Source organism: Sphingobacterium faecale (genome assembly GCF_016746095.1).
GTDB lineage: Bacteria > Bacteroidota > Bacteroidia > Sphingobacteriales > Sphingobacteriaceae > Sphingobacterium > Sphingobacterium faecale.
Genome location: NZ_JAERTY010000002.1, coordinates 555,168 through 580,836 on the forward strand (window position 1 = coordinate 555,168; position 25,669 = coordinate 580,836).

Genomic DNA, 25,669 nt, shown 5'->3' on the forward strand with positions numbered 1-25,669 from the left:
TTTTTTCAAATATAGCTTGAAATGTACTTGTTCGGCCTTTGTAAGTAATTTATTACAGCTATTTCTTGACGCTGAATTTGTAAATGATTGTATGTTGGAACTCTTCTCCTGGACTTAAAATAACTGCAGGGAAGTGTCCTTGGTTAGGGCTATCTGGATAGTGTTGTGCTTCAAAACAGAAACCTCCATGCTTAAGATACCGATGTCCGGATTTGCCCTGATCATTCGCAAGAAAGTTGCCGGTGTATAAATGGACACTAGGTTGATCGGTAAAGACTTCTAACAGAATTCCGCTGCCTTCCGAATAGGCTGTTGCAGCTGGGGTACTTATAGGGGACTCGTTGACGAATCCATGATCATATCCCATAGCGTATTGTATTTGATCTGCCGAACTATTAATTTCCTGTGCTATTTTTTTTGCAACTCTGAAGTCAAATGAGGTATCTTCTACGGGTGATATTTGGCCTGTGGGAATTTGTTTGCTGTTGATGGGAATAAAATTACTGGAAGGAATTTGTATATAATGGTTGAGAATATCGCCATTTCCTTCCCCATTTAGGTTAAAATAGGCATGGTTCGTAAGGTTAATTACAGTTGTCTTATCTGTGGTAGCTCTAAAATAAATCTTTATTTCATTTTCATTGGTGAGTTCATAGCTTACACATGTATTTAATGTTCCAGGAAAGCCTTCTTCGCCATCCGGAGAAACATAATAGAAATCTACCTGTTTTTTTAAGCTGACCTGTCTGTCCCATACCTTTCGGTGAAAGCCTTCAGGCCCACCGTGTAGAGAGTTCTCTCCATTATTCTGTGCTAAAGAACAAGAAGTATTTCCTATCTGGAAATGTCCGCCAGCGATGCGATTGGCATATCGGCCAATTGTGGCTCCATGATATTGTTCTTTGGCATGTATATAACCATCGATATTATTGAATCCTAAAACTACATCTACCAGTGTGCCGTGTTTGTCGGGGACTAGTACACTGACCAAACGTGCTCCGTAATCACTTAATGCAATCTGCATGCCTGTACGATTGGCTAAAGTCAGTAAATGTGTATTCTTGTTATTTAAACAACTTTCAAAAGCTTTGGTGTCGGGAAGTTTATAGATTGTCATGATTCGAATTTATTTCTATAAAAATAGCAAATATTTAGTTAGGTCGGAAGTTAAAAGGTGTAGAAGGGGGGCTGTCTTGGATAGATAATAGGTTTAACCTATTGGTTTAAAAATAGGCATCTCTTGGTTTGAATTTTATAGTTGAAGTTGGCGAATGCAAAGCATTTTATATAAGTTTGCCATGCAAAACTCAAAAAATTGATGAACTGGAAACAACTGCTATCTGCAAAGAGATGGGGCTATGAAGATCGTGTCCCTAATGAACAATTTGATGCAAGGTCTGAGTTTCAGCGAGATTATGACCGTTTGATTTTTTCCTCGCCGTTCCGTCGTCTGCAGAATAAAACTCAAGTGTTTCCATTACCGGGTGCTGTATTTGTCCATAATCGATTGACCCATAGTTTGGAGGTCGCTTCTGTAGGTAGATCCTTAGGACGTTTGTTTTATAACCTAATGAAAAAGCAGAATCCGCAGATCGATAATGAAGTACCCTATTTGCAAGAGGTAGGAAATATTATATCGGCAGCTTGCTTATCCCACGATTTGGGAAACCCAGCTTTTGGACATTCGGGAGAAGCTGCAATTTCTTCGTTCTTCACGCAGGGGGCAGGTCAAAAGTATCAAGAGCATGTGTCTGCTAAGCAGTGGGCTGATTTGACCCATTTTGAGGGTAACGCGAATGCTTTGCGGATATTAACACATGCTTTCAATGGTAAAGATGAAAAGGGATATGCGTTGACCTATTCGACGTTGGCGTCTATCGTTAAATACCCGTGTGCAGCCATAGATGGTCATGTAAAGGGAAATCATCATCGCAAGAAATATGGTTTTTTTGAAGAGGAAAAGGTGTCTTTCGAAAGGATTGCTGCGGAATTGGGCTTGAAGAAGGATCCTACGAACCATCATGGGTATCTAAGGCATCCTTTGGTGTATCTCGTGGAGGCCGCTGATGATATCTGCTATAATATTATTGATCTGGAAGATGCTCATCATCTTAAGATTTTGTCTTATAAGGAAGTAGAAGAGCTGTTACTGCCGCTCTGTGGTGGTGAGGAGCTACGTAGTCGACTTGATGGATTGAATGATACTGGAAGCCGTGTAGAGTTATTGCGGGCCAAAGCAATAAACACATTAATTAACGGATGTGCCGAAGTTTTTGCTAATAACCAGGATAAATTTCTTTCGGGTACATTCGAAAGTTCGCTGATTGATGCCCTCTCTCCAGAGATTGTTATGCAAATGAAGAAAATTGAGAAAATATCTGTTGCGGAAATCTATAACGCTTCGGCTGTTGTACAGATTGAAATCGCAGGTTATAAGGTTATGAATGCTTTACTAGAAGAGTTTGTACCTGCCTATCTCAAAACGAATAAAACCCTGTTTGACCGTAAAATTGTAGCGATGATTCCTGCACAGTTTCATACGGAGAAAGAAGATGCTTACTCCAAAATCCGTGCGGTATTGGATTTTGTGTCTGGTATGACTGACGTATATGCAGTGGATCTATACCGGAAGATAAAAGGTATTTCGATCGCATCGCTAGATTAGATGAAGGAGGTTATGAAGTTTAGAGTTTAAAAAAATGAAAGTAGTTATAGCAGAAAAGCCCTCTGTAGCAAGAGATCTGGCCCGAGTGATGGGGGCTAAGGAAGTGAAGGATGGATATATAGCAGGAAATGGCTATGCTTTTACCTATGCCTTTGGTCATTTGGTACAACTGTGTACACCCCAGGCTTATGGTTATCATAACTGGTCGGTGTCAAATCTGCCGATTATACCCAATAGATTTGAGCTTGAAGTAAAGAAAGTACGTAAAGACGGAAAGCAGATTGATGACGGGGGGGCATTGAAGCAAATTCAAATTATTAAAGGTCTTTTGGACCAGGCGGAGGAGATAATCGTTGCAACGGATGCTGGACGTGAAGGAGAGCTTATTTTTAGGAATATTTATTACTATCTCGGATCAAAAGTGCCATTTAAGAGATTGTGGATCTCTTCGCAGACCGATAAAGCAATAAAGGAGGGGTTTGCAAATTTAAAAGAAGGCGGAGAGTATGATAGTTTGTATCAGTCTGCACGATCACGTTCGGAATCTGATTGGTTGATTGGTATTAATGCGACACAGGCAATCACCTTGGCTGCAGGTAACAGAGGTCTGCTGTCCTTAGGGCGTGTACAGACACCGACTTTGGCAATGATATGCTCACGATACCTCGAAAATAAAGACTTCAAGCCACAGGCATTTTATAAGATACAGGCAGGTTTTGAAAAAGATAGTATCTCTTTTAAAGCGACTTCTGAAAAGATCGAAAAAAAGGAGGTTGCAGAAGAGACGGTTGCAAAACTGAATATTGGAACGCAGGCCAAAGTCGTCAAGGTAGAGGCAAAAGAAACGAAAGAACAACCTCCGCTCTTGTTTGATCTGACTTCTCTGCAACAGGATGCCAACAAAAAGTATGGCTACTCTGCGGATCAAACGTTGAGCTTGGCACAGGCATTATATGAAAAGAAAGTAATTACCTATCCAAGGACAGGTTCGCGGTATATTGGTGAGGATGTTTTCGAACAGGTGGAAGCATTATTTCAACATTTGGCAGATACTGCGGAGGAGGGGATAGCGGCGATATCCCGCAACTTGATAGGTGCTAAGCTGAACAAACGTTCTGTCGACGATAAAAAGGTGACGGATCACCATGCGCTATTGGTTACAGACGAAAAACCGGGGCCAATGCTCAAAGAGCAGCAGAATATCTACAATATGATTGCAAAACGTATGGTAGAGAGTTTCTCGGATGTTTGTTTAAAAGATATTACAACTGTAACAATCGATGCCGAAGGGGTAGAGCTTATTGCTAAAGGTACGGTAATACGACAATACGGTTGGCGCCTGTCTGCGGATCAGATAGAAACACCTGATGATGACAAGAATACGGATGAACTGGATAACGAAAATGCACAGCTCCCTAAGCTGACCGCAGAAGAGCTATTGGAGATCCTCTCGTTGGAGCTTTCCGAGCGCTTTACGAAAGCAAAACCTATTCATACGGAAGCGTCCTTGCTGAAGGCTATGGAGACTTCGGGCAAGGAGATAGAGGACGAAGAGATGAGGCAGGCTATGAAAGATTGTGGACTGGGAACACCGGCTACACGTGCCGCCACGATAGAGACATTATTCCAGCGTGATTATATCAAACGGGATAAGAAGAAGCTTATTCCTACGGAGAAAGGCCTCGCAGTGTATAATCTGGTCAAGGATAGGTCTATTGCAAAGGTCACGCTAACGGGTAAGTGGGAACAGAAATTAGAGGAGATGCGTGCAAATAAAGTTTCTTACGATGTGTTTATGAAACACATTAAGGATTATACCGTGAAAATAACGAAAGAGCTTCTACAGCTTCGTATTTCTATAGCACAGGAGGAGATAAAGCCTCAGCAAAAGGGGAAGATAAAGTGTCCCAAATGCCAGCCTGGAAATATACTTCTTTATGAAAAGGTTGCACAGTGTGATCACTATGCACGCGGTTGCGATTTTAAAATATGGAGGACGTTAAACGGTGTCTTTCTTGAAGAGAAGGAAATGAAAAGTTTATTGGAAAAAGGAAAGACTTCTGTGCTGAAGGGGGTGAAGACTAAGGAAGGACAGATTGTGGATGCACCTTTAGTCTTTGAGGATTTTAAGGTTAATGTTGGCTAATATCCGTTGTTCGTCTTAATTTGATCAGGAGTATAAGAAGACTCTTGAATGGAACGTCAAAATACGGTCAATCCTCAATGATTCCGATAGATTGAAAATGTAAAACTTTACCTTTGCCCGTATTATGGCGACAAAATTGTACAATCCCTTCGTTGATTTTAAATTCGATAACAAGACTTGCTTTTTGACTGGAGTGACTTTGGACTCTGAGGAAGAGCGTATTCAGGTTTTTCCGGTTTGGATGATGCGATCCTTTGATTTAGAAGATAAGCCTTTCAAACTATTGGATGAAAGCATGACTACTTATAAAAAGTTGCAGTTGCCCTGTTCGATAGCTGTGGCCTCTAGGATAGAGGAATTAGAAGAAGAAGTGGAAGTTGCAATGAAGAATGGTTTTGATGCGGTAAATGCATTGGATCAGATTACCTTATTTCAATGGGTGTCCAAGATTCTATATGGGGTCGTATTTAATGAAATTCAAACAGGGATAAAGCAAGCTATACGCACTGGTGAAGAGATGAATTTTTCTCAAGCTTTGGTACATAAATTTAGAAATCTACATGCGATGATGCAGTCTTTGTGTGTAATTATGGAGTTTGAACATCGTAATCCTTTTACAATTCAAGTGTTTCCTGTCGATAGTGCAGAGGATACATTCCTGTACCGAGATGAAATCAATACGCTGATCTTTTCTTTGCGGATGAAAGATTTTGCCATTATTGCTACATTGCAGGATAACGGTACTAATGCTATTTATCATGATGATGTTCTGGCAAAAATATCTGGTAAAAAGTTGCACCCGATTCAGTTTGAAGAAATCTGCGCCCGCTATTTTTATTCAGCTTATCTATTTAATCGTTTGCCGGAATATACCTATATGGATACTCCTGATGCTGTTTTTGTAGAGCCTATGCCGTTAAATGATTGGACGTTGAAACCAATTTTTGATAATTGGGCCGTCAAAACTTATGGACAGGTTTTGGAAAACTTCTGGAAGCCCTGGGGATATACTCTTTTTGAAATTATTAAAGATCCGGAGAATCCAATGTCATTTTTGACGGATGAAAATGGCGACTTTAAAGTCGTGCTTGATTTAGTGAAAGAATAGAACTGTTTGAATAGGATAACATTCTGCAAAATAATGAAGTAATCGCTTTCCTAAGTTAGTCTTGGATATTTCTACTTACGTTTTTTGGAAACTGGGCTTTTCTTGGAGTTTTTTTCTGCAGACATTTTAATTTGTCTGTTATAGAACCATATCATGGCAGATGGCCCTATAACGGGGAGTATTAATGCCAAGAAAGTAATGATCAATTGTCCGCCTGTTGCATTTTTTAGTTTGAATAGGCGAAATAGCATTATACCTGTCAGAGCCATGTGAATTAATAGTACGATATTTACTAATGTAGCCTTGTCAACTTGCATAGATAAAAATTTAACTCCAAAAATACTTAAGTTGATCGGAATGTCAATCTTTTAAAAAATATTTCCTGTATAGGATTCATTTAGTTTTTATTGATTAGTTTTGTGCTTCAATCGAATAACATATAACCGTTCCTGTGGCATTAGTATTTAAAGATGGACGTCCTGTTGTTAGGCTAAGAGCTTTCCGCGCTATAGATGACCCTCGGACTTGCGAGCGTTTTATAGAGGGACATGCACATGTCTTAACGGCAATAGGCGTTAAAAAAGTAACGTCATCCAAAAATGATTGGATGTATAACCCTGCAGCTTTTGTTTTAATTGTAGAATCTCTGGATGGAGAGAACGTGTACGGTGGGGCTCGTATACACGTTGCTGGTGGGTCAGAGCCTCTCCCCATTGAGGAAGCAACAGGCAATATGGACGCTAAGATATTTGACCTTGTATGGGATTATGCCCAAGACGGAACTGGAGAGGGGTGTGGACTCTGGAACTCAAGAGAAATCGCAGGGTATGGAATCGGCAGTATTTTCTTGACAAGGGCTGCTATCGCTATTGCGCCTCAGATAGGAATCAAATCATTATTTGCACTCTGTGCTCCCTATACTATAAATCTAACTAAAAGTGTAGGATATCGTCAGGAAACGAGTGTAGGGAATAATGGTACCTTTTATTATCCAAAATTGGATCTTCTAGCTACAACAATGATCCTTGACGATGTGATCAGTCTTGATACAGCGTCTGAGGAAGATAAAAATGCGATAATGGCACTGAGAACCAACCAGAATTGTACCAGAATAGAGATATTGAGATCAAAAGAGATTGAAATACAATACAAGCTTGATTTGGACAATATGGACAAATGGAATTTAAAGGAAATTATAGCCAACACCAAGAAAAGAACTGAACTAGAAGGTGATATCAATGATAATGATATCGAAATAATGTAAACCTACTTATAAATTTAATATGACGGATGAGCTAGATTTCAAGTTCCCCCACAAAGTGCTTTTCTTTAGAGCTTGCCATGAAAAGGACAAATGTCAATTGGAAAACCTTAAAGCATCTGCTGATGTTGTTTTCGTGTACGATGAAATAGAGAGACAAATTAAAGAGTTGATACGTTGTCGTTATCCCATGGGGTTGAGTGTATCAGAGGAAGAGATACAGATTCAGAACTTGTTGAATGGCAAATCTATGTCGGACTATGGAGTATGGGTATATTACCCGTGGAGGAAGTCTTTGGTGCATTTGTTAGACGAAGAGGAGTTTATAGAGGTTAGAACCAATCGGAATCAGCTTAAGATTAGCGTGGAAGAACAGCAACTTCTTTCTCGTAAGAAGATAGGGGTTATCGGATTGTCCGTTGGCCAATCTATAGCACTAACAATTGCTATGGAGCGAATTTGTGGAGTATTGAGGTTGGCGGATTTTGATACCTTGGATTTAAGTAACATGAATCGTTTACGGACGGGAGTCTTTAACTTAGCTGTTCCTAAAGTTGTTATTGCGGCTAGAGAGATTGCAGAGATAGATCCTTATCTAAAGGTTGAACTTTTTCCAAAGGGCGTTGATAGTGATAACTACGATGATTTTCTTTTAGAAAATGGAGGAGTTGATATGCTTGTAGAGGTCTGTGATAGTTTTGATGTCAAGCTGGAAAGTCGGTTCAGAGCCAGAGAAGCGAAAATACCTGTAGTAATGGATACAAACGATCGTGGTATGCTGGATATTGAACGGTTCGATATGGAGCCATCTCGAGCAGTATTTCACGGGCTAGCGGATGATTTGACTCTCGATAGGCTGAAGACATTGACAGCGGATGAACGCAGAGGGTATCTCATGAAAATTGTCGATGCTCACAATCTTTCGCTTAAGATGAAAAAGTCGATACCTGAGATAGGGAAAACCATTATTTCTTGGCCCCAATTAGCGTCAGAGGTGGTGTTGGGAGGGGCGGTTACCACCACGGTATGTCGGGGGATTCTTTTAGGACATAGTGTAGCGTCGGGACGTTATTACTTAGATGTTGAAAAAACAGTTGGCATTTCTAATTAGTACTTTTTAGACATTTACCATAATAAGCAAGAAGAAGATGTGTTATAGGAAGTTACTATTATTTTTATTGTTTATTATGCCCTTTTTCTCTGTCTATCCCAGTGAGCCATTGCAGTTTTCTGAAGATAGCGAAGGAAAATATATAGGTAAGTATGTACAGATTTTTAAAGACAAGACAAAGCAATTGACCTTTGAGGAGGTGAGTAGCCGTCCTGACCTTTTTGCTGAAAACCTAGAGGATGTTCCCAATTTAGGCGTTGAAACTGTCAATAACTGGATTAAATTTTCTATTACAAATCGGTCCCAAATAGAAGATCTTGTCGTCAATCTGTCCCAAGCCAATATCGATGAAGTTGTCTTCTATTCGATCCGTGGAAAAAAGGTAGATAGTTTGAACATCAACTCGATATCCGATTCTGCAAATCTTGCATATGCGCATCAATATTTTTTATTTGAGCTACCCTTAAATTATGGAGAGGAGATAACATGTTATTTAAAACTATTTAGTTACACGCAACTATCTGCTCCGATTTCGATATATAGTTCTAAAGGGGTCGTAAAAAGTCTTCTAAAAACAGATGTTTTTTCTGCTATATATATAGGGCTTATGTTGTCCATGATTCTCTATAATATATTTCTGTACTTTTCTACGAGAGAAGCGCATTATTATGTGTATGTAAATTATATATTTTGGGTTACAGTAGCTCAATTGGCCATTTTAGGACTTTTAGAACCCTTGTTCTCTATTGAAAATAATTGGATATCAGCACGACTTCTTACTTTTTCGGGGGCCATGTCTGGTATTGCTGCTATTTTCTTTGTCAAATCATTTCTTCAGACTGCTAAGGATTCGCCCAGATTTAACGTTTTGTTGAATGTATTTCTCCTCGGATATCTGGTAGCTTTAGGTCTTTTGGTAGGAGGTGTGTTTATCCCAGCTTACAAGATGGTAAACATTGTAGCAGGAGGAGGTTCTACTATTGTTCTGATATTGGCTTTTCGGTTGTCCCAACAAAAGTATAGACAAACGAAGTATTTTCTTGTAGCTTGGTGTATATTTTTAATCAGTGTATTGGTTTATGTTCTTAAAGATTATAATATATTACCATATAATTTCTTTACGTTACGGTCTGTTCAGATTGGATCTGTGATAGAAGCTATTCTACTGTCCTTTGCACTGGGTGATAAAATCAATATATACCGGAAGGAAAAAGAAGAATCTCAATTAAGAGAGTTAGCGATTTCGCAGGAAAATGAACGTCTTATCAGAGAGCAGAATATTGTCTTAGAACAAAAGGTTAATGAGCGTACTAAGGAATTGACTGAATCAAATGAGTCCTTACAGACTACATTGACACATCTTAAAGAGACCCAGTCTCAGTTGGTTGAAGCCGAAAAGATGGCTTCGTTAGGACAGCTTACCGCCGGCGTTGCACATGAGATTAATAACCCTATCAATTTTGTGACCTCTAACGTTGCTCCGCTTAAAAGGGATATTAAGATGGTGTGGGAGACATTAGATGAGGTGGAGCGTATCGCGTTTTCTGATGGTCTCTCTCTTTTAGAAAAACAGGAACAGATACAAGCTTATAAAGAAGAACTCGATATTGAATATCTAAAGGAAGAAGTTGACTTTTTATTAAAGGGTATGCACGATGGCGCTAGTCGAACTGCAGAAATTGTGAAAAGTCTTCGGATATTCTCTCGTGTCGATGAAGATACGTTGAAGTATGCGGATATTAATGAAGGGTTGGAATCCACGTTAGTGATATTAGGTAGTGTGATAAAAGAAGGGATAGAAGTACAGAAAAAGTATGGTGATCTACCGGAAGTAGAGTGTTATGCGGGTAAGTTAAATCAGGTGTTTTTAAATATATTGACCAACGCTATTTATGCTATTGATAAGAAATTCGGACGTGATCTAGGAGGAATACTTAAAATAGAAACAAGTATTTATGAAGACCCATCTTTCATTTCTATTCTCATTTCAGACAACGGTATCGGAATCCCAAGTAGTGTTAAAGAGAAAATATTTGAACCTTTCTTTACAACAAAAGATGTAGGTGAGGGGACTGGCCTTGGTATGTCGATCGCATATAATACTATTGCTAAGCATGAGGGAAAGATAATTGTGGATTCGGAAGAGGGGTGTGGTACAGTTTTTAATCTAATAATTCCAATTAAACAGGAGAGTTAAAAAAGATTGGGAATTAAATAGCCTAAAATTCCGTAACTTTGATTTAGAAATTATTTGGTCATTATGTTTTATTGCCAAATTTATGAAAGAGGTTCCAGAAATATTATACATAGATGATGAAGTGAATAATCTAATTGGTTTTAAAGCTAATTTTAGATATCAATATTTGGTTCATACTGCTTCTAATACTTCTGAGGCTAGAGAAATATTACGAACTCATCCCGACATACGTGTTGTGTTCTGTGACCAGCGCATGCCTGGTGAGTTAGGTGTTGATTTTTTGCACCATATCAGGACGGAATTTCCTAGGCCAATTCGGATTTTGTTAACAGCATATGCCGATATGGAAACTGTTGTGGACGCAGTGAACAAGGGACATATCTTCCGATTTGTTCGTAAACCATGGCAGCAAGAGGAGATTATTTCATCAATTGAAGAAGCTAATAAGTTTTATATAGCGACTTCGATGTTGGATATCAGAAACGAAGAATTGCAGAAAGCTTATCATGAGCTGGATAAATTTGCGTATAGTGTAAGTCATGATTTACGGGAACCATTGACGGGGATCCTAACAGCGATTAAGCTTGCTGGAGGATTTGACGAAATTGATCGCGTACGTGAAATATTGGGATTGATGGAGGGGTCGCTTATGCGATTGGACGCCTATATAAATAGCTTAAGAGATTACTTCCTGTTACGTCGCGGCGAACTGGAACTTTCTGATATAGATTTTCACAAGCTTTTCGATAATATAGTTCAATTTTATAAGATGTATACAAATAACAATCAGGTTTCTCTGAATGTTAGTGTTGAACAGTCAGAGGGATTTAAAAGTGACCATGCTGTCTTAGAGCTTGTTTTGCATAACTTATTGTCTAATGCCTTTAAATATCAAAGAAAAGATAATGATCATAAAGAGGTCAACCTTTCTGTCATTGTTAAGGACAATAATGCAACAATAGAGGTTAGTGATACCGGGCTTGGTATATCTCCTCAATATATAAAAGATATATTTAGACTATTCTTCAGGGCCACAAATGAAGCGGAGGGCATGGGGTTTGGTCTTTATAATGTGCAAAATGCATTAGCAAAATTGCAAGGAACAGTTGCTGTATCTTCCGAATTGGGAATTGGTACTACGTTTAGGGTCGTTATTCCTAATAAATAATCTGTTCCTGAATATTTATGATTGAACGGGTTTGCCGACACATATGAAGCCTGTTTTTCTGATAGTTTATATGCTTAGAAAGTGTCAGTAACTTTCAGATGTCTATAGGATGTACTCGTCGTTGGCAACATGAAATTGTTTGTTTTTCTGTCATGTTAAGAAAGTAATTTTTGTCTTAGCAGGAACTCTAATTGTTCGTTCGATACCTCCAATTTGGAATAGGTCTCTAGTATATCCTTACGCTCAGAGTAAACCTCATAAGCTCTTTGTATTGTTTCGTCTAGTTCAGATTCACTCCACGGCTTGCTTAGATAATGATATATCTTTCCTTTATTGACAGCATCAACTACGGCTCCCATGTCTGCATAACCAGTCAATAAGATACGCATAGGTTCTGGATTGATTTTTATAATTTCTTCCAATAATGCAACACCGGTCATTTCCGGCATACGTTGATCAGTTATTATAATATCTATATGAGTCGTTTTTACTATCTCAATTGCAGCGGCACCATTAATCGCTGTAAGTACTTTGTATTTTAAACGAAAGGTCGCTTTAAAGGAAATTAGATTGTTCTCCTCATCATCTACATACAATACTGTAATTTTATTTTCCATAATCCACCTTTCAATCAATAAAAATTCTTAAACATACAAAGTAAATAAAAGTATGATAAGAATCAAACATCTTTCTGCTGTTTTTGTTTGTTGTTTTTTAATGTTTTTTTTATTGTTAATTGGTTAACAATAAGTTTTTTACGGTAAAGACTAAGAGAGGCTGCTTTATAAAATAAAAACAACCTCTCTTAATTATGATCTATGTAAGAAAAATCTAATTGTGTACGTCTTCTTGTCTGAAGATTTTCGCACCTAGGTATTCTCTGTTCAATCGAGCAATATTTGTCAATTTTATTCCAACAGGACATTCAGCTTCACAGGCACCAGTATTGGTACAGTTACCAAAGCCTTCAGCATCCATTTGGTCTACCATAGCTTGTGCACGCTCGTAACGCTCCGTTTGTCCTTGTGGCAACAAAGCAAATTGAGATACTTTGGCAGAGACAAATAACATCGCTGAAGCATTTTTACAAGCTGCTACACAGGCACCACAACCGATACAAGTCGCTGATTCAAAAGCTTCGTCGGCAATACGTTTTGGAATAGGAATGACGTTGGCGTCAGGTACTCCTCCGGTATTGACATTGACGTAACCTCCAGCTTGTTGGATACGGTCAAATGCTGTACGGTCTACCGCTAAATCTTTTAATACGGGGAATGCGGCTGCTCTCCAAGGTTCGATGACGATAGTCTGCCCATCATGAAAGCTACGCATGTGCAATTGACAAGTTGTAGTGCCTTCCATAGGACCGTGAGGACGACCATTGATTACCAATGAACACATCCCACAGATACCTTCGCGACAGTCGTGATCAAAATATATAGGGTCTTCACCTTTGCGGGTAAGATCATCATTGACAATGTCTAACATTTCTAAGAAAGACATGTCATCAGCGATGTCTTTGGCTTGGATGGTTACAAATTGTCCTTTTGCTTTATCATTTTTTTGACGCCAAACCTTCAGCGTTAAATTCATGTGATTACTCATATCTGTATAGTATTGAGTACTGTGTATTGAGTATTGAGACATTGCGCATATCCCGATACGCTATACGCAATACTATTTATAACTTCTTTGTGTTAACTTAACGTTTTCAAATACCAGTTCTTCTTTGTGAAGGACCTCGGGTTGATTTTCGCCAGTGTATTCCCATGCTGAAACGTAAGTGAAGTTTTCATCATCACGTTTAGCTTCGCCTTCTTCTGTTTGTGATTCCAAGCGGAAGTGACCTCCACAGGATTCGCTACGGTTTAAAGCGTCATCCACCATTAATTCTCCAAGTTCGATAAAGTCAGCAACACGACCTGCTTTTTCTAAAGACATATTCAACTCTTCATTCTGTCCTAACACGGATGCATTGGACCAGAATTCTTTTTTAAGTTCTTGAATCATGCCTTTTGCTTTTGTAAGACCTTCAGCTGTACGGGCCATACCACAGTATTCCCACATGATATGTCCAAGTTCTTTGTGGATATCATCTACGGTTTTTGAACCGCGTAAAGCCAATAATTTGTTGATGTTATCTTCTACCTCTTTACGAGTTTGCTCAAAAGCGGGGTGGTTTTTGTCTACAGGATTGAAGTTTCCAAGGCCAGCTAAGTAATCTCCAACAGTGTAAGGGATTACAAAGTAACCATCTGAAAGCCCTTGCATTAATGCAGAAGCACCTAGGCGGTTAGCTCCGTGGTCAGAGAAGTTAGCCTCTCCTAATGCATATAATCCAGGTACTGTAGTCATCAAGTTGTAGTCAACCCATACGCCACCCATAGTGTAGTGAACAGCTGGGTAGATACGCATCGGTTGCTTGTATGGGTTTTCGTCTGTAATCTTGTGATACATATCGAAAAGGTTACCATACTTAGCACGTACGCTATCTTCTCCTAGACGAGCAATTGCGTCTTTGAAATCTAAGTAAACAGCGAAGCCTGTCTTTCCTACACCACGACCATCATCTACAGCTTCTTTTGCGTTACGAGAAGCTACGTCGCGAGGTACCAAGTTACCGAAAGAAGGATATTTACGCTCTAAGAAGTAATCTCTATCGTCTTCTTTGATATCTACAGGTTTCAATTCGCCTTTACGTACACGCTCTGCCATTTCTTGTGTTTTTGGAACCCAAACACGGCCGTCGTTACGTAAAGATTCTGACATCAAAGTCAGTTTTGATTGGTGATCCCCAGTTACAGGAATACAAGTAGGGTGAATCTGTGTGTAACATGGGTTGGCAAAGAAGGCTCCACGTTTGTGTGCTCTCCATGCTGCTGTTACGTTACAGCCCATTGCATTTGTAGATAAGAAGAATACGTTTCCGTAACCACCTGTACATAAAAGGACAGCATGGCCTTCATGTGACTCTATTTTACCCGTTACCATATCGCGGGTAATTACGCCTCTTGCATGACCATCAATCTTTACGATATCTAGCATTTCGTGACGTGTATAGGATTGAACTTTTCCTTTTTGAATCTGACGGTTCAAGGCAGAGTATGCTCCTAATAATAGTTGTTGTCCTGTCTGACCACGTGCGTAGAATGTACGTGATACCTGAGCACCACCAAATGAACGGTTGTCTAAAAGACCACCATATTCGCGTGCGAAAGGCACACCTTGAGCCACACACTGATCAATAATGTTTACAGAGACTTCTGCCAAGCGATATACGTTTGCTTCGCGCGCACGGTAGTCTCCACCTTTAATCGTATCATAGAATAAACGGAAAACGGAGTCACCGTCATTTTGATAGTTTTTTGCAGAGTTGATCCCCCCTTGTGCAGCAATAGAGTGCGCACGGCGTGGAGAATCCTGGTAACAAAATGTTTTAACATTATAACCCAGCTCAGCTAGTGAAGCTGCAGCAGAGGCGCCTGCCAAACCCGTACCAACAACGATAATTGTGAATTTACGTTTGTTAGCTGGGTTTACCAGTTTCATATTGAACTTATGTTTTGACCATTTTTCGGCCAATGGGCCTGCTGGTACTTTTGAATCTAACATAATCTTATACTATTTATTCGATGTTACAAACTATTTAAAATAGAAATACAAAGGCATTGCCGCAAAAGCTAGAGGAATTAATATTCCAAATACCCAAATTCCAAGTCCTTTAATAAATCCGATGTATCTTCTGTGATTGAAACCTAACGTTTGAAACGCGGATTGGAACCCGTGAATCAAATGGAAAGCCAAAGCTGCCATAGCAATCACGTAGAATAATACGATAAAAGGATTCTGGAATGTATATGCTACTTGTTTGTATAAATCTTTTGTTTGAACAGTCTCAATGCCATTATTTACGAAAGTCTTATAACCATCGTAGTTGTTTGGTAGCACGTCAGAGGCAATGATTTCGCGGTTGCCAGTAGCTAGTTCGGTATTGTATTCTACATACGGAGTTGTTCCAAATTTATATTGGAACCAAAAGTTCTGCATGTGTGTTGCTAAGAAAACTAGGATTATTGTTCCTAGAATACCCATGTTTCTGGAATTCCATTTACTGTTTACGTTTCCGCTACCTTGGTTGTAACCGATAGGTCTAGCAGATTTGTTCTTTAATGTTAAAGTCAAAGCATAAACAGCATGGATGATAACAGAAGCGTAAAGTAGGTAGGAAACTACTTTAATAGGGGCGAAATGCGTCATGAAGTACGCATAATTGTTGAATGCATAGCCTTCATCATTCTTAAATAACTGTAAATTACCTATCAGGTGAACTACTAAGAACGAACATAAAAATAGTCCGGTTAAGCTCATGATGAGTTTCTTTCCCAGTGAAGAAGTCAATAGTGGCTTTGATTTACTACTCATTATCCTTTTTTTTTATAGATTATAATATCGCAAAAATATCTAAATCATTTATAAAAATGACTTTAAATCCACTAAATAGCCTTAATTTAGAATTGTTCTAAATTTTTTTTGATTATTTTTTTACTTCAAAAGATTTCTCCCTGAAAAAACACTCTTTATCGTCTAACGATATGTTGCAGCATGGCAACAGTGAATTTAAATCAAACGATGCTATGTTGTCGGTTATAAAAAATGGTCGGGATATGAAATATCCCGACCATTCGAAATTAAGGGCGTATAAAGTCCCCTTGATTTCTTAGATTTTAAACAGGCGATACCCCAAACCTATACTCCACATGTTGATTTTTTGACTGTGAGTAGAACCTTTGGCCATATCGTTAAGACCTAATTCGTAACGAAGATCTACACGCAAGCTAGATATGTCTACTCCAGCGCCAAAAGCCCATGCTGTAGAACTTTTCTTGTATTCCGAAAAATCAGTTATGTTTTTGATTTTGTCCCCGTCATCATTGGTAATGAAGGAGAATACCGGTCCTGTTTGTATTCTAGCACCGATAGGGCCTAGGCCAAAACGCTTGCCTAATAGAACCGGAATATCTACGCTTGTGAATTTTATGTCTTCAGCTTTAGAATCCTTATTGATTTCTATGTTCTTTCCAGTGATGTATAGCTCAGGTTGCACGTGGAATCCGAGAACGCCAATGCGAGAGTACAAGCCAGCTTGGTAACCGGCTTTGTTCTTTGAATTAAAGAAATTGTCATCTTTTAGTTTGGAATAGTTTAATGCTCCTTTTAGTCCGATTTCAAAACTAGGTAATATCTGAGCTTGAGTTACAGTAGCACCTGATAATAATAGGAGTAATGCGGGTAAAAACTTTTTCATCATTAATTTATTTATGTAGATTTGTTTAAATAGAGTTTAACACATGTTTTAGTGTTGTTTGTTTACAGATTGTGTAAATATATACAATTTTAATACCATAATTATGAGCATTCTCAAAATTAAACAGGAGGATTGGCAGATTGCCAAGATTAAATTGAGCCGAAAATATAATCATCTTACTGAAGATGATCTGCATTATGTAGAAGGAGAGGAGGAACAGTTAATTGATCGTTTAGCTAAGCGATTAAAACGTACGACGGATTATGTCGTGTTTACTATCGGTAAGCAAATGGAAGATTTAACAAGCAATAGATTATAAATGACAGAGAGTACAGAAATAAGTTGGTCTGATTTTGAGAAAGTGGATCTGAGAGTGGGGACTATTTTGGAGGTCAGTGATTTTCCCGAGGCCCGCAGGCCAGCCTATCAGTTGTTTATTGACTTCGGTCCTGAAATCGGACAGCGTAAGTCTAGTGCGCAGATTACGAAGCTATATACAAAGGAAGATTTAATAGGTAGACAGGTTGTCGCGGTAGTGAATTTTCCGCGTAAACAGATTGGAAAATTTATGTCGGAATGTCTAGTGACTGGACTGGCTGATGAAAATGGTGATATCGTTTTGACCGCAGTAGAGCGTAATGTTCCGAATGGTGCCCGATTGATATAGCATGCGGATTTATAATTTTGAAGAAACGTTGCCACAGGAGAAGCTGGATGAGCTCTATATGAAAGAAGCGTTCAGTTTGGCAGAGCAGGCATTTAGAGAGGACGAGGTCCCTATAGGAGCCGTTATCGTTGCACAAAATAAAATAATAGGTAAGGGGTATAACCTTACAGAGCGGTTGAACGATGTAACGGCGCATGCTGAAATGCAGGCATTCACAGCGGCTGCTAATTTTTTGGGCGGGAAGTATCTCAACGACTGTACGCTATATGTGACCGTAGAGCCTTGTGTGATGTGTGCAGGTGCGTCGTATTGGACACAAGTGTCACGTATTGTTTACGGGGCTGTGGATGATAAGAGGGGATATACGGTGGTCGCTCCGAATATACTACACCCTAAAACACAGATTATAGGTGGAGTGTTGGAGGAAGAATGTGGTGCTTTAATGAGGGCTTTTTTTCGCTCAAAACGATAAAATGGCATTATTATGAAACATTAGCTAAAGTGATTTGTTATATTCGTATTGTTAAATAAAACTTGAAAATTTAATTAAAATAAGTAACTATGGCATTTGAATTAGAAGCGTTACCATACGCAAACGACGCATTGGAACCTCATATTGATAAAGAGACAATGGAGATTCACCACGATCGCCATCATCAAGCATATGTTGATAATTTGAACAAGGCTATCGCTGGTACAGATGCTGAGAACGCGTCTTTAGAAGATATTTTGAGAAATGTAAGTAAGTATTCTCCTGCTGTTCGTAATAATGGTGGTGGACATTATAATCACAAGTTGTTCTGGTCTATTTTGAGTGCAAATGGAGGCGGTGAACCTACAGGTGAATTAGCTGAAGCGATTACAGAAACTTTTGGTTCATTTGAGGAGTTGAAGAAGAAATTGCAAGAAGCTGGTGCTACCCGCTTTGGGTCTGGATGGTCTTGGTTGATCGTAGATGCAGATGGGAAATTGGCAGTAACTTCGACACCTAATCAAGATAATCCGTTGATGGATGTTGCGGAGGTGAAGGGAGCTCCTATTTTAGGTATTGACGTGTGGGAACATGCTTACTATTTGAAATATCAAAATAAGCGTCCTGCGTACTTAGATGCTATTTTTAATGTTGTAAATTGGGATGCTGTTGCTAAAAAATATGCAGCTGCAAAATAATTGCAACTAAGGAAGAGATTAAAAGGCGACATGGGAATCCATTGTCGCCTTTTTGATCTACGGGCAAATTTGGAAAGAAGAAGTATAGATTTGAGCTTATGAAGCCGATTCAGTTTACAGTTTCTGTCTATGGTGAAGGTGTCTTTGCTGTGATGGAGGATAAGAAGGAGAATTTTTACAATTATTATCATCGCCATGACGAAGCCCAGATTACCTATATTTTGAAAGGTAAAGGGACGATTATGGTAGGTAATATTATGCAGTCGTTTCAGTCTGGAGATATCTTTGTTCTGAAGCCTAATGAACCTCATATGTTCGACAGGGATATGGAAGATGAGGAAGAAATAGGCGATATACATGCTATTCATATATTTGTGAACCTGGAGCGTATGAAAAAGCTTTATCATATTCCTGATTTTGAATTGGTCAAAGAGTATTTGCTTGAGCTTGATACGAGTAAAATGGTAGATCGCGGTCTTTCTGAATCAATGATGCATTATTTTACGAATTTGATGGTCAAGACATCGATGCCTCGCTTTACAGAGTTTCTTTCTTTACTTTACACCTTAGCAATACATCGTAGCGATGCTTCTTCACTGTATTCGGGAGTAAGGACTGTAGCTTATTCGGATAAAGATGGAGCACGTATCAGTCAGGTTTATAAGTATACCTTTGATCATTATAATGAAGATATTACGGTGGATCAGGTAGCGTCAATCGTGCATATGACTCCCACCTCATTCTGTAAGTTTTTTAAAAAGCATACTACCAAAACCTATATCAGTTTTTTGAATGAAGTTCGGATAGAAAAGGCTTGTCAGATTTTGATAGATAATAAATCAGAGCATATTGCGGAGGCTGCTTTTCAATCTGGATTTAACAATGTGGTTCATTTTAACCGGGTTTTTAAATCTATTACCAAAATGTCTCCGCGTAGGTATATTGCTCAGCATAGTATGGATTTGTAACGGAAATTGTGTTGTGTTATATGAGGTTTGATGTAGGTTGTTTTTTTTATCTTGTTGTTTTGTAGTGTGTTGGTTTGTTGTTTTATTGATACTGTAGTTTGCTGCTTTCTTGGTGTTTGGATATAATATGTTTACTTATGGACAATCCAGTACTATAATGTGGGTAATATATTTTGTTATTTTACGTTGATTAAATAAAACAAAAAGTTATGTTAAAGGGATTTTTTAATGTTCCGGCTCCAGTTAATGAACCGGTATATTCATATGCTCCAGGTACTAAAGAAAGAGCTTTTTTGCGTCAGGCTATCCAAGATGCTAGAGATCAGGAAATAGATGTTCCTATGTACATCGGTGGTAAAGAAGTGCGTACGGAGAAAAAAGTCAAATTGACACCTCCTCATGATCATAAGCATATTTTAGGGTACTATTCTCAGGGTACTAAGGAACATGTAGAAGAAGCTATCGAGGTTGCTCTGGCTGCTAAAGAAGACTGGGAAAATCTACCTTGGGAACAACGTGCGGCTATTTTTCTAAAGGCTGCAGAGCTTATCTCTACTAAATACCGCTATAAATTGAATGCTGCAACCATGTTGGGGCAGTCAAAGAATCCATACCAAGCAGAGATTGATTCAGCTTGTGAGATCGTAGACTTTTTACGTTTTAATGTGAAATATATGTCTGAGATCTATCAGCAACAACCTCCAGCTAATAGTAAAGGGGTATGGAACCGTGTAGAGCAACGCCCATTAGAAGGATTTGTATTTGCATTGACTCCTTTCAACTTTACAGCAATTGCAGGCAACCTGCCTACCTCTGTAGCTATGATGGGAAATGTTGTGGTTTGGAAGCCTTCTAATACACAGATTTATTCTGCCAACGTATTAATGCAAATCTTTAAAGAAGCTGGTCTTCCTGATGGTGTTATTAACTTGGTATATGTTTCCGGTCCTGATGCTGGTGATGTAATCTTTAAACATCCGGATTTTGCAGGTATTCACTTTACAGGCTCTACTGGTGTTTTCCAAGATATCTGGAAAACTATTGGAGAGAATATTCATAGATACAAAACTTATCCGCGTATTGTCGGTGAGACCGGGGGGAAAGATTTTATTGTAGCTCATCCTTCTGCAGGTTTAGACGTTTTGAATACAGCATTGGTTCGTGGTGCTTTTGAATTCCAAGGACAGAAATGTTCGGCAGCATCTAGAGCATACATTCCACAATCAATATGGAACGAGTTAAAAGCAAAAATGGAGAAGGATATCAATTCTTTCAAAATGGGTGGTACTGAGGATTTCAGTAACTTTATTAATGCAGTGATTGATGAGAAGTCATTTGATAAAATCGCAAGCTATATTGATAGAGCCAAAGCTTCTCCTGATGCAGAGGTTATCATTGGTGGAACTTACGATAAGTCTGAAGGCTACTTTATAAGCCCAACGGTTATTCTAGCGAAAACACCAGATTACGAAACGCTATCGGAGGAGTTGTTCGGACCTGTATTGACTATTTACGTCTACGAAGATGATAAGTGGTCTGAGATGTTAAAGTTAGTAGACAATACTTCTATCTATGCATTGACTGGTGCTATCATTTCTCAAGACCGTTATGCTATTGATGAGGCAACGTATGCTTTGCGCAATGCTGCTGGTAACTTTTATATCAATGACAAATGTACAGGTGCTGTCGTTGGTCAGCAACCATTTGGCGGAGCTAGGGGGTCTGGTACAAACGATAAGGCGGGGTCAATGATTAATCTGTTGCGCTGGGTGTCTCCACGTACAATTAAGGAGACTTTTACTCCAGATACAGATTATAGATATCCATTTTTATCAGAAGAATTATAATAGTTAGACTGTTTATAAAATGAAAAGCACGGTTACTGACCGTGCTTTTTTATTCGACCGTTTGGTGTTTTTAATTGGGGTTATACATATTTAGTTCAGCGCCATTAAAAAAGGCTTTTTCACTAGTGAAAAAGCCTTTTTTATATTATCTTATTTTTCAGTTTATTCTTCTATTGCTGCGGATTGATCTAAAGCTTCACCTGTAACTTCTGCTCTGATTTTTGTTTCCAACTCATCCATTAAATCAGGATTATCTAATAGTAGGTTCTTCACAGCATCACGTCCTTGACCTAATTTGGTTTCTCCATAGCTAAACCAAGATCCCGATTTTTTAATGATATTATATTCTACACCTAGATCGATAATTTCGCCAACTTTAGAAATACCTTCACCGAACATGATGTCGAACTCCGCTATACGGAAAGGAGGAGCTACTTTGTTTTTTACGATTTTTACTTTAACACGGTTTCCAGATACTTCGTCTGAGTCTTTGATCTGAGAGGTGCGGCGAATATCCAAACGAACTGACGCATAGAATTTTAATGCATTACCACCGGTCGTAGTTTCAGGGTTTCCAAACATAACACCTATTTTCTCTCGTAACTGATTAATGAAAATACAGCAACAGTTTGTCTTGGATATGGTTCCGGTTAGTTTACGAAGGGCTTGTGACATAAGTCGTGCCTGTAACCCCATTTTGGACTCTCCCATTTCTCCTTCTATCTCGCCTTTGGGTACTAAGGCTGCCACAGAGTCAATGACGATTACATCGATTGCACCAGAGCGAATAAGATTGTCTGCAATTTCTAAGGCTTGTTCGCCATTGTCAGGTTGTGAAATGAGTAAGTTCTCTACGTCAACCCCTAATTTTTGAGCATAATATTTATCAAAAGCATGTTCAGCATCAATAATAGCAGCAATTCCACCTTTTTTTTGAGCTTCTGCCACAATGTGAGTAGCTAAAGTTGTTTTACCGGACGATTCAGGACCATATATTTCAATGATACGGCCTTTGGGAACCCCCCCGATACCTAGAGCGATATCAAGTCCCAATGAACCTGTAGATATAGACTCAATTGGTTCTACTGCGGAATCACCCAACTTCATGATGGTGCCTTTGCCGTAAGATTTTTCTAACTTATCTAAGGTAAGCTGTAAAGCTTTTAATTTATCTGCGTTGCTCATGTTTTTAGTATTATTAAGTCAAATATATAATCTTTAGATTTTAAAACCAAATTTTTTGCTAAAATAATTAGTCATCAAGGCTTCTCGTAAAGGTAATCACCTTTTTTAGTTATTGGAAGTGCTGTTGATAAGTTGTGCTTTCTTTGTTTTTTCAAAATATTTACAGAAGTAGGTAATCGGGCATTGATCGCATTTAGGTGTCCTAGCCAAACAAATATACCTTCCATGTAAAATCAGCCAGTGATGCGCTACTGCAATAGTTTCTTCAGGTAGATATTTTACTAATTGTTTTTCTACTGCTAAAGGCGTAGTGGCATTGCTGGTTAATCCCAATCTATTGCTTACTCTAAAAACATGCGTGTCAACAGCCATAGAAGGATTGTTGTATACTACAGATGAAATGACATTGGCTGTTTTTCTACCTACTCCGGGTAGCTTTATAAGATCTTCGATTTTTTCCGGAACTATTCCATCAAAGTCACTTATTAGCATTTGAGCCATTCCAACCAAATGTTTGGACTTGTTGTTTGGATAGCTTACAGAGCGGATATAAGTGAATACTTCTTCTGGCGAACTTGCAGCAAGAGATTCGGCTTCAGGAAAACGGGCGAACAGAGCCGGTGTTACTTGATTGATTCGCTTGTCGGTGCACTGCGCCGAAAGAATAACGGCAACTAAGAGCTCAAAAGGATTACTATATTCGAGCTCGGTCTGAGCATCAGGGTTATGTTTTGAGAAATACTCTACAAAGGCTTTGTAACGGTCTTTTTTTAACATAAACAAAGATACTCATTTGTAGGGGACTCTTAAAGCAAGAAAGTCTCTAAACTTTTAGAGACTTTCCTGTTATTTGCTTAACAATGATTTCGAATAAGAAAGAATATTATCTATAACATTCTGTGACGGTTCTTTTGCGAGATTTTGAATGCCATTTTTGATGTTCGTCTCAAAGGCGGCGTCTTTTTCTGTTGTAGATTCTTTTAAATCGCTATCGTAAGCTTTTTCATAAATAGTAGTAGAATTTTCGATCATAAGCCTCTTATTTATTGTTGTTTAGTAGTAGAACGCAAAATAAGAATTATTATTATAGAAAATTTAACATTTTTTTACTTTTTATTGGCGATGTATTTGTTTGCCTCTACTATAGCGTTATAAGCATTTACAATTCCGCCACTTGCTGAAATTTCATCTAGGTATACCTTTTTGCTTGACCCGTCTTGTTTTACTTTGACTTTTTGATCTACTTTAGTAACCGATTTAAGAATGATTTCCTTAACTTCAGTAGCGCTGAGCTGAGGGTAATATGAGCGGATAATTGCAGCTAATCCTGAAACTACAGGAGCGGCCATACTGGTACCTTGCTGTTCTTTGTATTCGTTTTCTGGCATTGTTGAGTTGATGGCTACGCCTGGGGCAAAAACATCAACAGATTTGTAACCATAATTAGAAAAATCCGCTAGAAGATCTCCATCCATTTTCCAAGAGGTTGCTCCTACTGTAATCCAACCTTTGGCTTCTCCTGTTATTGCGTTCAAACTATCTGTATAGTATTTAGTAGGATAGTTTGGTGAAATATCTATATTCTTACCGTCATTACCAGCAGCATGGACCAATAATACATCTTTTTCCATCGCATATTTAATCGCTTCGTCTACTGTTTTCTTATTGTAGTAATAGCCCTTTCCGAAGCTCATGTTAATTATTTTCGCACCATTGTCAACAGCATATCTTATTCCATTTGCTACATCTTTATCTCTTTCGTCTCCATTGGGGACAGCTCGTATAGACATAATCTCGACATGATCAGCAACTCCATTGATGCCGATATTATTGTTGCGTTTGGCACCAATAATTCCCGCTACGTGGGTTCCATGGTCAGCATCTGGGCCTTTGACGTCAGGATTACCATAGTGACGCTCGCTAGCGTCATCATAATTGTCCCCAACAATAGATCTTGAATCATAGTCTTTGTTGAGATGATATTTTACTTGGGCGCCGTAGTAATCTGTAGCTTCTTTAATATCTTTATAAAATTTTTCAAAACCGCCAGATTCGACTTCTTTTTTAGCAATTCGGATGGCCAGCTTTTGTTGGTCATTTTCAGTTTTGAAGTTATCTAAATCTTCTTTTTTGATATCTTTAGGCTCTTTCCCGATCGTCTTAATGATCTTTTCTATGCTTTGTTGTAGACGCCCATAATTTAAGTCTCCGAATTGTGCTTCGTCCATTTTTGTCGTATAGTCCGCTATCATTTTTTGATAAGCGACGAACTCCCTACGCTCGGCTTCTGATAGACGAGTAGTAGGTAAGACAGAAATGTATTTGGGTTCAAATTTTCGGATTAGTCGGGTTACCTCAAGGTTGTCGTAGTTGACGTTTTCTCCGTTTGCATTTCCGAGAAAATTCCACCCATATTTGTCATCTATGTACCCATTGCCATCATCGTCTTTTCCATTTTTAGAACTTTCTTTCTTATTAATCCATAGGACTTCTTTTAGGTCTTCATGATTGACATCGACGCCGCCGTCAATCACAGCGACGATGACAGGAGTAGACTTACGTCCCTTCAATAATTCGTATGCTTTCTCAGTGCTGATACCCATAATGCCATCTGATTTGTAATCAAGGTTATACCAGTTTGCAGGAGCTTTATCTTTCTTGTCTTGAGAAAAGCCAGAATAAGGAAGTATGCTTATTCCCAATAAAGCGATAAATAGTTTTGTATTACGCATAATTTAATTTTTGTTTCAATTGCAAATATAATGCTAGGGTGTTTGTTAAAATAGTTAAATCTATGTAAAATAAGTATTGTAACTTAATAATTGCAGAGATTTTGTATTTTTAAGGCTATCCGGTAGTAAATTTTAAATG

At 38.6% G+C, this 25,669-nt stretch carries 24 protein-coding genes; 13 read left to right on the plus strand and 11 right to left on the minus strand.

What is annotated here, in order from left to right:
• Positions 1 to 58: 58 nt before the first annotated feature.
• Positions 59 to 1,117, minus strand: a complete 1,059-nt coding sequence (locus JKG61_RS05280; protein ID WP_202101928.1) for an aldose epimerase family protein — start codon at positions 1,115 to 1,117, stop codon at positions 59 to 61.
• 201 nt (positions 1,118 to 1,318) lie between these two features.
• Here JKG61_RS05280 and JKG61_RS05285 point away from each other — a divergent pair, with 201 nt between their 5' ends.
• The 3 genes from JKG61_RS05285 (at position 1,319) to JKG61_RS05295 (ending at position 5,919) form a co-directional block, all read left to right on the plus strand.
• Positions 1,319 to 2,665: a deoxyguanosinetriphosphate triphosphohydrolase gene (locus JKG61_RS05285; protein WP_202101929.1), complete on the plus strand. Its 1,347-nt coding sequence runs from the start codon at positions 1,319 to 1,321 to the stop codon at positions 2,663 to 2,665.
• Positions 2,666 to 2,699: 34 nt separating this feature from the next.
• Positions 2,700 to 4,811 carry a type IA DNA topoisomerase gene (locus JKG61_RS05290; protein WP_202101930.1) on the plus strand — a complete coding sequence of 704 codons (2,112 nt, stop codon included), beginning with the start codon at positions 2,700 to 2,702 and terminating at the stop codon, positions 4,809 to 4,811.
• 124 nt (positions 4,812 to 4,935) lie between these two features.
• Positions 4,936 to 5,919, plus strand: a complete 984-nt coding sequence (locus tag JKG61_RS05295) for a hypothetical protein (RefSeq protein ID WP_202101931.1) — start codon at positions 4,936 to 4,938, stop codon at positions 5,917 to 5,919.
• 71 nt (positions 5,920 to 5,990) lie between these two features.
• On the opposite strand, the gene JKG61_RS05300 is transcribed toward JKG61_RS05295, so the two are convergent.
• Positions 5,991 to 6,236 carry a hypothetical protein gene (locus JKG61_RS05300; RefSeq protein ID WP_202101932.1) on the minus strand — a complete coding sequence of 82 codons (246 nt, stop codon included), beginning with the start codon at positions 6,234 to 6,236 and terminating at the stop codon, positions 5,991 to 5,993.
• 134 nt (positions 6,237 to 6,370) lie between these two features.
• On the opposite strand from JKG61_RS05300, the gene JKG61_RS05305 reads away from it, so the two are divergent.
• From JKG61_RS05305 to JKG61_RS05320, 4 genes are all read left to right on the plus strand, one after another.
• Positions 6,371 to 7,183 (plus strand): hypothetical protein, encoded by an 813-nt coding sequence (locus JKG61_RS05305; RefSeq protein ID WP_202101933.1) that lies wholly within the window; start codon positions 6,371 to 6,373, stop codon positions 7,181 to 7,183.
• Between the two features lie 19 nt (positions 7,184 to 7,202).
• Positions 7,203 to 8,291 carry a ThiF family adenylyltransferase gene (locus JKG61_RS05310; RefSeq protein WP_202101934.1) on the plus strand — a complete coding sequence of 363 codons (1,089 nt, stop codon included), beginning with the start codon at positions 7,203 to 7,205 and terminating at the stop codon, positions 8,289 to 8,291.
• A gap of 37 nt (positions 8,292 to 8,328) precedes the next feature.
• Positions 8,329 to 10,488, plus strand: a complete 2,160-nt coding sequence (locus JKG61_RS05315) for a sensor histidine kinase (protein ID WP_202101935.1) — start codon at positions 8,329 to 8,331, stop codon at positions 10,486 to 10,488.
• Between the two features lie 82 nt (positions 10,489 to 10,570).
• Positions 10,571 to 11,656: a hybrid sensor histidine kinase/response regulator gene (locus JKG61_RS05320; RefSeq protein ID WP_202101936.1), complete on the plus strand. Its 1,086-nt coding sequence runs from the start codon at positions 10,571 to 10,573 to the stop codon at positions 11,654 to 11,656.
• 155 nt (positions 11,657 to 11,811) lie between these two features.
• Here JKG61_RS05320 and JKG61_RS05325 read toward each other — a convergent pair whose 3' ends face one another.
• From JKG61_RS05325 to JKG61_RS05345, 5 genes are all read right to left on the minus strand, one after another.
• Entirely contained in the window at positions 11,812 to 12,273 is a 462-nt protein-coding gene (locus JKG61_RS05325; protein WP_202101937.1) for a response regulator, read from the minus strand.
• 214 nt (positions 12,274 to 12,487) lie between these two features.
• The gene (locus JKG61_RS05330) at positions 12,488 to 13,261 is read right to left on the minus strand and encodes a succinate dehydrogenase/fumarate reductase iron-sulfur subunit (RefSeq protein ID WP_031301390.1); all 774 of its coding nucleotides are present in this window, start codon (positions 13,259 to 13,261) and stop codon (positions 12,488 to 12,490) included.
• A gap of 72 nt (positions 13,262 to 13,333) precedes the next feature.
• Positions 13,334 to 15,268 carry a fumarate reductase/succinate dehydrogenase flavoprotein subunit gene (locus JKG61_RS05335; RefSeq protein ID WP_202101938.1) on the minus strand — a complete coding sequence of 645 codons (1,935 nt, stop codon included), beginning with the start codon at positions 15,266 to 15,268 and terminating at the stop codon, positions 13,334 to 13,336.
• Positions 15,269 to 15,298: 30 nt separating this feature from the next.
• Positions 15,299 to 16,078 carry a succinate dehydrogenase cytochrome b subunit gene (locus JKG61_RS05340; RefSeq protein ID WP_202101939.1) on the minus strand — a complete coding sequence of 260 codons (780 nt, stop codon included), beginning with the start codon at positions 16,076 to 16,078 and terminating at the stop codon, positions 15,299 to 15,301.
• A gap of 295 nt (positions 16,079 to 16,373) precedes the next feature.
• Complete coding sequence (locus tag JKG61_RS05345; RefSeq protein ID WP_237249378.1) at positions 16,374 to 16,964, minus strand: porin family protein; 591 nt, start codon at positions 16,962 to 16,964, stop codon at positions 16,374 to 16,376.
• 100 nt (positions 16,965 to 17,064) lie between these two features.
• Here JKG61_RS05345 and JKG61_RS05350 point away from each other — a divergent pair, with 100 nt between their 5' ends.
• From JKG61_RS05350 to pruA, 6 genes are all read left to right on the plus strand, one after another.
• Entirely contained in the window at positions 17,065 to 17,280 is a 216-nt protein-coding gene (locus tag JKG61_RS05350) for a hypothetical protein (RefSeq protein ID WP_202101940.1), read from the plus strand.
• Positions 17,281 to 17,628 (plus strand): tRNA-binding protein, encoded by a 348-nt coding sequence (locus JKG61_RS05355; protein ID WP_202101941.1) that lies wholly within the window; start codon positions 17,281 to 17,283, stop codon positions 17,626 to 17,628.
• Between the two features lies 1 nt (position 17,629).
• A complete protein-coding gene (locus JKG61_RS05360) occupies positions 17,630 to 18,100 on the plus strand; it encodes a nucleoside deaminase (RefSeq protein WP_202101942.1) in 471 nt (156 codons plus the stop codon).
• An 89-nt stretch (positions 18,101 to 18,189) separates the two neighbouring features.
• Positions 18,190 to 18,798, plus strand: a complete 609-nt coding sequence (locus tag JKG61_RS05365; protein WP_202101943.1) for a superoxide dismutase — start codon at positions 18,190 to 18,192, stop codon at positions 18,796 to 18,798.
• A gap of 98 nt (positions 18,799 to 18,896) precedes the next feature.
• Positions 18,897 to 19,766 carry a helix-turn-helix domain-containing protein gene (locus JKG61_RS05370; protein WP_202101944.1) on the plus strand — a complete coding sequence of 290 codons (870 nt, stop codon included), beginning with the start codon at positions 18,897 to 18,899 and terminating at the stop codon, positions 19,764 to 19,766.
• Positions 19,767 to 19,975: 209 nt separating this feature from the next.
• Positions 19,976 to 21,613, plus strand: a complete 1,638-nt coding sequence (gene pruA / locus JKG61_RS05375; protein ID WP_202101945.1) for an L-glutamate gamma-semialdehyde dehydrogenase — start codon at positions 19,976 to 19,978, stop codon at positions 21,611 to 21,613.
• A gap of 162 nt (positions 21,614 to 21,775) precedes the next feature.
• On the opposite strand, the gene recA is transcribed toward pruA, so the two are convergent.
• The 4 genes from recA to JKG61_RS05395 all read right to left on the minus strand — a co-directional run bounded on the left by recA (position 21,776) and on the right by JKG61_RS05395 (position 25,530).
• Positions 21,776 to 22,798, minus strand: coding sequence for a recombinase RecA (recA, locus tag JKG61_RS05380; protein WP_021069112.1), 1,023 nt, complete (start codon positions 22,796 to 22,798; stop codon positions 21,776 to 21,778).
• A 105-nt stretch (positions 22,799 to 22,903) separates the two neighbouring features.
• Complete coding sequence (nth, locus tag JKG61_RS05385) at positions 22,904 to 23,575, minus strand: endonuclease III (RefSeq protein ID WP_202101946.1); 672 nt, start codon at positions 23,573 to 23,575, stop codon at positions 22,904 to 22,906.
• Positions 23,576 to 23,644: 69 nt separating this feature from the next.
• Complete coding sequence (locus tag JKG61_RS05390; RefSeq protein ID WP_202101947.1) at positions 23,645 to 23,830, minus strand: hypothetical protein; 186 nt, start codon at positions 23,828 to 23,830, stop codon at positions 23,645 to 23,647.
• A 74-nt stretch (positions 23,831 to 23,904) separates the two neighbouring features.
• Complete coding sequence (locus JKG61_RS05395) at positions 23,905 to 25,530, minus strand: S8 family peptidase (protein WP_202101948.1); 1,626 nt, start codon at positions 25,528 to 25,530, stop codon at positions 23,905 to 23,907.
• Positions 25,531 to 25,669: the final 139 nt, after the last annotated feature.

Bases quoted from the DNA above. Each gene is read 5' to 3' on its own strand.
- JKG61_RS05325 (WP_202101937.1), bottom strand. From the start codon at position 12,273: ATGGAAAATAAAATTACAGTATTGTATGTAGATGATGAGGAGAACAAT.
- JKG61_RS05365 (WP_202101943.1), top strand. From the start codon at position 18,190: ATGGCATTTGAATTAGAAGCGTTACCATACGCAAACGACGCATTGGAA.
- JKG61_RS05345 (WP_237249378.1), bottom strand. From the start codon at position 16,964: ATGATGAAAAAGTTTTTACCCGCATTACTCCTATTATTATCAGGTGCT.
- JKG61_RS05335 (WP_202101938.1), bottom strand. From the start codon at position 15,268: ATGTTAGATTCAAAAGTACCAGCAGGCCCATTGGCCGAAAAATGGTCA.
- JKG61_RS05285 (WP_202101929.1), top strand. From the start codon at position 1,319: ATGAACTGGAAACAACTGCTATCTGCAAAGAGATGGGGCTATGAAGAT.
- JKG61_RS05355 (WP_202101941.1), top strand. From the start codon at position 17,281: ATGACAGAGAGTACAGAAATAAGTTGGTCTGATTTTGAGAAAGTGGAT.
- nth (WP_202101946.1), bottom strand. From the start codon at position 23,575: ATGTTAAAAAAAGACCGTTACAAAGCCTTTGTAGAGTATTTCTCAAAA.
- JKG61_RS05315 (WP_202101935.1), top strand. From the start codon at position 8,329: ATGTGTTATAGGAAGTTACTATTATTTTTATTGTTTATTATGCCCTTT.
- JKG61_RS05350 (WP_202101940.1), top strand. From the start codon at position 17,065: ATGAGCATTCTCAAAATTAAACAGGAGGATTGGCAGATTGCCAAGATT.
- JKG61_RS05295 (WP_202101931.1), top strand. From the start codon at position 4,936: ATGGCGACAAAATTGTACAATCCCTTCGTTGATTTTAAATTCGATAAC.
- JKG61_RS05310 (WP_202101934.1), top strand. From the start codon at position 7,203: ATGACGGATGAGCTAGATTTCAAGTTCCCCCACAAAGTGCTTTTCTTT.
- JKG61_RS05370 (WP_202101944.1), top strand. From the start codon at position 18,897: ATGAAGCCGATTCAGTTTACAGTTTCTGTCTATGGTGAAGGTGTCTTT.
- JKG61_RS05360 (WP_202101942.1), top strand. From the start codon at position 17,630: ATGCGGATTTATAATTTTGAAGAAACGTTGCCACAGGAGAAGCTGGAT.
- JKG61_RS05280 (WP_202101928.1), bottom strand. From the start codon at position 1,117: ATGACAATCTATAAACTTCCCGACACCAAAGCTTTTGAAAGTTGTTTA.
- JKG61_RS05390 (WP_202101947.1), bottom strand. From the start codon at position 23,830: ATGATCGAAAATTCTACTACTATTTATGAAAAAGCTTACGATAGCGAT.
- JKG61_RS05300 (WP_202101932.1), bottom strand. From the start codon at position 6,236: ATGCAAGTTGACAAGGCTACATTAGTAAATATCGTACTATTAATTCAC.
- JKG61_RS05320 (WP_202101936.1), top strand. From the start codon at position 10,571: ATGAAAGAGGTTCCAGAAATATTATACATAGATGATGAAGTGAATAAT.
- JKG61_RS05340 (WP_202101939.1), bottom strand. From the start codon at position 16,078: ATGAGTAGTAAATCAAAGCCACTATTGACTTCTTCACTGGGAAAGAAA.
- JKG61_RS05395 (WP_202101948.1), bottom strand. From the start codon at position 25,530: ATGCGTAATACAAAACTATTTATCGCTTTATTGGGAATAAGCATACTT.
- JKG61_RS05290 (WP_202101930.1), top strand. From the start codon at position 2,700: ATGAAAGTAGTTATAGCAGAAAAGCCCTCTGTAGCAAGAGATCTGGCC.
- recA (WP_021069112.1), bottom strand. From the start codon at position 22,798: ATGAGCAACGCAGATAAATTAAAAGCTTTACAGCTTACCTTAGATAAG.
- pruA (WP_202101945.1), top strand. From the start codon at position 19,976: ATGTTAAAGGGATTTTTTAATGTTCCGGCTCCAGTTAATGAACCGGTA.
- JKG61_RS05330 (WP_031301390.1), bottom strand. From the start codon at position 13,261: ATGAGTAATCACATGAATTTAACGCTGAAGGTTTGGCGTCAAAAAAAT.